1 protein-coding gene and 2 pseudogenes are annotated in these 4480 nt (G+C 54.8%); 2 read left to right on the top strand and 1 reads right to left on the bottom strand.

Translation table 11 applies throughout. The features are described from left to right. Nucleotides 1–337: 337 nt before the first annotated feature. Nucleotides 338–778: pseudogene (locus LD28_RS0111430) on the bottom strand (transposase); the annotation flags it as partial. Between the two features lie 131 nt (nucleotides 779–909). Here LD28_RS0111430 and LD28_RS0111425 point away from each other — a divergent pair. Both LD28_RS0111425 and LD28_RS0111420 read left to right on the top strand, forming a co-directional pair. After that, nucleotides 910–1848 (top strand): annotated as a pseudogene (locus tag LD28_RS0111425) (IS3 family transposase); the annotation flags it as partial. Nucleotides 1849–1945: 97 nt separating this feature from the next. Next, nucleotides 1946–3883, top strand: coding sequence for a methyl-accepting chemotaxis protein (locus LD28_RS0111420; protein WP_033137095.1), 1938 nt, complete (start codon nucleotides 1946–1948; stop codon nucleotides 3881–3883). The last annotated feature ends 597 nt before the right edge of the window (nucleotides 3884–4480 follow it).

Raw genomic sequence — 4480 nt, 5'->3', positions numbered from 1 at the left:
GGTTAATCCTACCCAACAGCAAGAGATGAAGGTGTTTTTAGTTATTTCCTTTATTGTGACTTTTATTGTCGTGAAGTTAATCATGGTGATATGGTAGACTTCAAGTATCATTGATAAATACTGAAGAGGTAGTTTTATCTAGTCAGCTTCAAGGTGATCAACTAATTGGAGTACTTATATAAGATTACAGACTGATGGTTCACTACCATCTGGTATCCTTATTGAGCTTAGCTCGATTGGTTGATTTAATATGAGGTAAGGGTTCAAATCAACTCATAACGAAATCGCCCCTAGTTTTCTAAATAACTGTTCCTAATAGTGCTATACCTTCGCTGTACCACAGCCGTTCTATGTGATTAACCCTGGGGTTGTAGACTGGTGGGAATACCGGGCAGAACTTGGGATTCTTCTTCAACCATCGCTCCGTCTATTTACTTTTGTGAATGATGTAGTTATCGAGGATTGGCTTGATAGTTTTGGCCCGTCGGTAGTGGTGACACCGCTTTTCCAGCATGGCGATAAACAGAGATGCGTTTTTCTTTATCCCGCTTACGTAAAGTACTCTTCCGTTGCCTACATGGAGAACGCCTGCCAGGTTGTGTTTTGCATTCTGCCCCTGTGTGACAACCCGCTTTTGCTGCGCTCTGAACATCAAGTCAGCCCCTAATTTGGGATTGAGGTCTATATCGACTTCATCCTCATAAAATACTGGATTATCGGCATCACAGTAGGCCAGCGCAGCGTCGATATTCGCCATTTTCTCCTGATAGACCGGGTCTGAATCGTCCTGATTTTCTAGACACTCTGTTGTTGAACCTGGACTGTTCCAGCCCTAGAGTTTGAGCATAGGAGGAGCATATGGGCACACTACGATTTACACCTGAATTTAAAGTGGAAGCAGTACGTTAGATCACTGAGCGTGGTTGTTCGGTGGCAGAGGTACCTGACCGGCTGGGTATTTCTGCACACAGTCTCTATAAATGGTTGAGGCCCATCAAACCGGATAATAGCGAGCAGCATACCCGCAATTTACTGGAATCATAAAGCGAGAACCTGAAATTATGAGCTCATTTGAGACACAACAAAGAAGAGCTGGATATCTTGAAAAAGGCCACGCGGTACTTTGCAAGGGAGCCCGACTGAAGTACCGCTTTATCAATGAACACCGCTCTGTATGACATGTCATGACCATGTTTCGGGTACTTAATGTCGCTCGGGCCGGATTTTATGCATGGTTACATGCATCCGGTCTGCGCACGTGATAAAGATAACCAGCGTCTGTTGATGCTCATTTGCGATTTATATGCCGTGAGCGGTGGCGTGCATGGCTATCGCCGGGTTCATGGACCTGGATGAGATCGGCGAAACCTGCGGTAAAAATCGGGTAGCACGGCTGATGCAACTAAACCGGCTCAAAGCCGTTGCGTCTATAAAGCGCCACGCAGGATATCCGGTAGACCTTCCGTCGTAGCGCCTAATCGTATACTGCGACCATTTACGGTTATGCGGGCCAATCTGGTTTGGGTGACCGATATCACTTATATCCGCACCTGGCATGGCTGGCTGTATCTGGCTGTGGTCATCGATCTTTTCGCTCGTAACGTGGTGGGTTGGTCGATGAAACCGGCCCTCTCCCGCGAGCTCGCGCTGGATGCACTGATGATGGCCGTATGGCGGCGTAAACCAGAAAGCGAGGCCATCGTGCAGTCGGATCAGAGTAGCCAATATGGCAGTGACGACTGGCGCCGTTTCTGCCGGGCCAATAACCTGGCCCCCAGTATGAGCCGACGTGGCAACTGTTGGGATACGCAACAGCACGCAGGCATCCCCAGCCAGTTAAATCGACAAAATGGGGCCACCTGACCCACGCTGTCATAAAAACGCCACCATCCCTGTTTAGGCTCGGGCCATGCTCCCCATGGTCTGCGCTGACAGGAATCGCCCCATGAAAATCGCCCATTACGCCACCCTCTCCTCCCTGGTTCTGTTACTGGTCGCGGGAGGACAGGCGCTGGCCCTCTACCACGGCTGGCAACAGCTTGCCCGTACCAATCAGGCTCAGCACCAGCACGAAACGCTGCAACAACTGGTGACCGTGACCCTGCAAAACAGTCTGCGTGACTACCTCAACAACGGCGATCCGCAACAACTGACGGCGGCAGAGAAGATCCGCCAGCAAGCGCTCTCCTCGCTGGCCGCTCAGGATGATGCCGTGGCGGCCCCGCTCAGGCAGCAACTCGAGCAGATGGCGCAGCGCATAGCTCACGACTATCAGGCCGCAGGCAAGCTCTCGGGCAACAGCCAGTTGCTGCTGCAAAATGCAGAGAGTGAAGTGGGCAGCCAGGCCATGGCGCTGATCCGCTATGGGGAGCAAGGCGCCAGCACTGAACAATCTGCCGCGGCGCAGCAATATCGCAGCGGTGCAGCCGAGATCCTGGCTGGCCTGCCGCGCCTCGCCCATTTGCGCCAAAGCTATATGGAGCAGGGCAAAGAGAAGCTGCTCGAGGGGATCCGCTTCGAGCTGGAGGCACTGCAAAAACAGGCACAAGCGCTGCAAACCCTGCCGCTGCTCGGCCTTTATGAAGAGGCGCCCGCCGATGAGTTCACGCTGGGGGAGCCGGTTCGCAAGGAGCTGGGGGATCAACCACGCAGCGAATTGCGTTCGTTGCTCGGCCGCTATCCGCAGGAGCTGGCCAACAGCCGCACGGCGCTGCAACAGCAACAGGCTGGCCGCCAGGCCGTGCAGCAAGACATCATGGCGATGTTGCTGGCGACCAGGCAGATGGGGGAGCAACTGGCCCGCGAGCGGCAAGCAGTCAATCAGGAACTGGCCACCATCCTCGGCACGCTGGCGCTCTGTCTGGTGGTGGTCGCCCTGCTGTTTGCGCTGGTGCAACGACGCTGGCTGCTCACCCCCTTGTTGCGACTGCGCCGGGCCTTTATGCAGCTCGATCAGACGGGGCTGGCCGAACCGTTGCCTGCCGGGCGCGATCGCAACGAGCTGGCCGATATCGTTGCCAGCTACAACCGACTGATCGGTCGCCTGCAACTGGATCAGCAACAGAAAGAGGGACAGCTGTCAGCGGTATCTCTCAGTCTGCAAGAAATGGTCAGCCAGGTTGACGAGATCCACCACAGCACCCGCACCACCGAACAGGTGGTCGACGAGAGTGGCCAGATGATGGATGAGCTGAACCAGCTGGCCGGAGAGGTCCATCAGGTCGCCGCCGACATCGCCCAACATGCCCACCACAACGAGCAGGCGATGAGCCAGAGCGAAGATCTGGTGGGTAGCATGCTGCACGCTACTCATCAGACCGGGCTGGCGATTGACGAGAGCGATGAGGCGCTGCAAGCCCTCACCCGCTCGGTTGCCGATGTGACCGCCATTGTCGATGTGATCGGCCATATCGCTCAGCAGACCAACTTGCTGGCCCTCAACGCCGCCATCGAAGCGGCACGCGCGGGGGAACAGGGGCGCGGCTTTGCGGTGGTCGCCGATGAAGTGCGCCACCTCTCGGCCAATACCCAGCAATCCCTCAACCAGATCACCGATATTCTGGGGCGTCTGACCCAATCTGGTGAACAGCTTGGCACCGTACTGAGCCGGATCACCAGCGAATCAAGCCGCCAACGGGCACAGGCGGAGCAGCTGCGCCAGACCACCCAAGCGGTGCGGGAGATCGCCCGCAACACCGCGGTGATCGCCCTGCAGGGCGCCGACAATGCCAAAAGTCAGGAACACAAGCTGGCCAGTTTTGCCGATCTGATCGCCCGCATCCATCAACACGCCCGTCAGGTGAGCCAGCTCTCGGTGCAGGTCTCGTCCCATATCCACCATCAGGCGCAGCAGATCCCCCGCATCCTAGGCCAGCAAGGCTGACCCCTATTCGCCCCCACATTCCCACCAGATCACTTTCCCTCAACAAGAGGGAAAGTTTTTTTGTAGCACAAAATTATCTGTTGCCGACAGGTTAACTGACACATCTTCCCCCGTACTGATGAAAACCCGCACTGGCGCGGGCTACAGCCGCAAGAAAACGCTCTCATCACCGTGATACCTGCCTTGAAGCGGTTTACGACCTTGCCCATGATTATTTGCACTCGGTCATACTTTTGAAACGTTGAGGGAACTTTTCATTGATATTTCGCACCGCGAACGTACTCTTGAGGTTGTCCGATAGCCAAGAATCGGAACATAAAAAAACAACATGTGATGATCAGGACCGCCAACCACAGATGTGCCAAGACATCCGGGTTCGCAGGTAACCAAGACAAGATTTTTTGCCCTTAGGGGTTTTGATTGCAATGCCAATACCGAGCGGTAGGCCCGATGCCAACTGCCGGAAAAAAAGCTAAGTCCATAAAATCAGGAGCAATAAAAATGGAAAAAGTGATCTTCAAGCGCGCCGCTTTGAGTGCCGCTGTGGTAGCCGCTCTGGTCGCCCCCGGTATGGCGTTGGCAGCTCAGGATATGATG

The sequence above is a fragment of the Aeromonas finlandensis genome (assembly GCF_000764645.1).
GTDB lineage: Bacteria > Pseudomonadota > Gammaproteobacteria > Enterobacterales > Aeromonadaceae > Aeromonas > Aeromonas finlandensis.
This window is presented reverse-complemented; position numbering and strand designations above follow the sequence as displayed.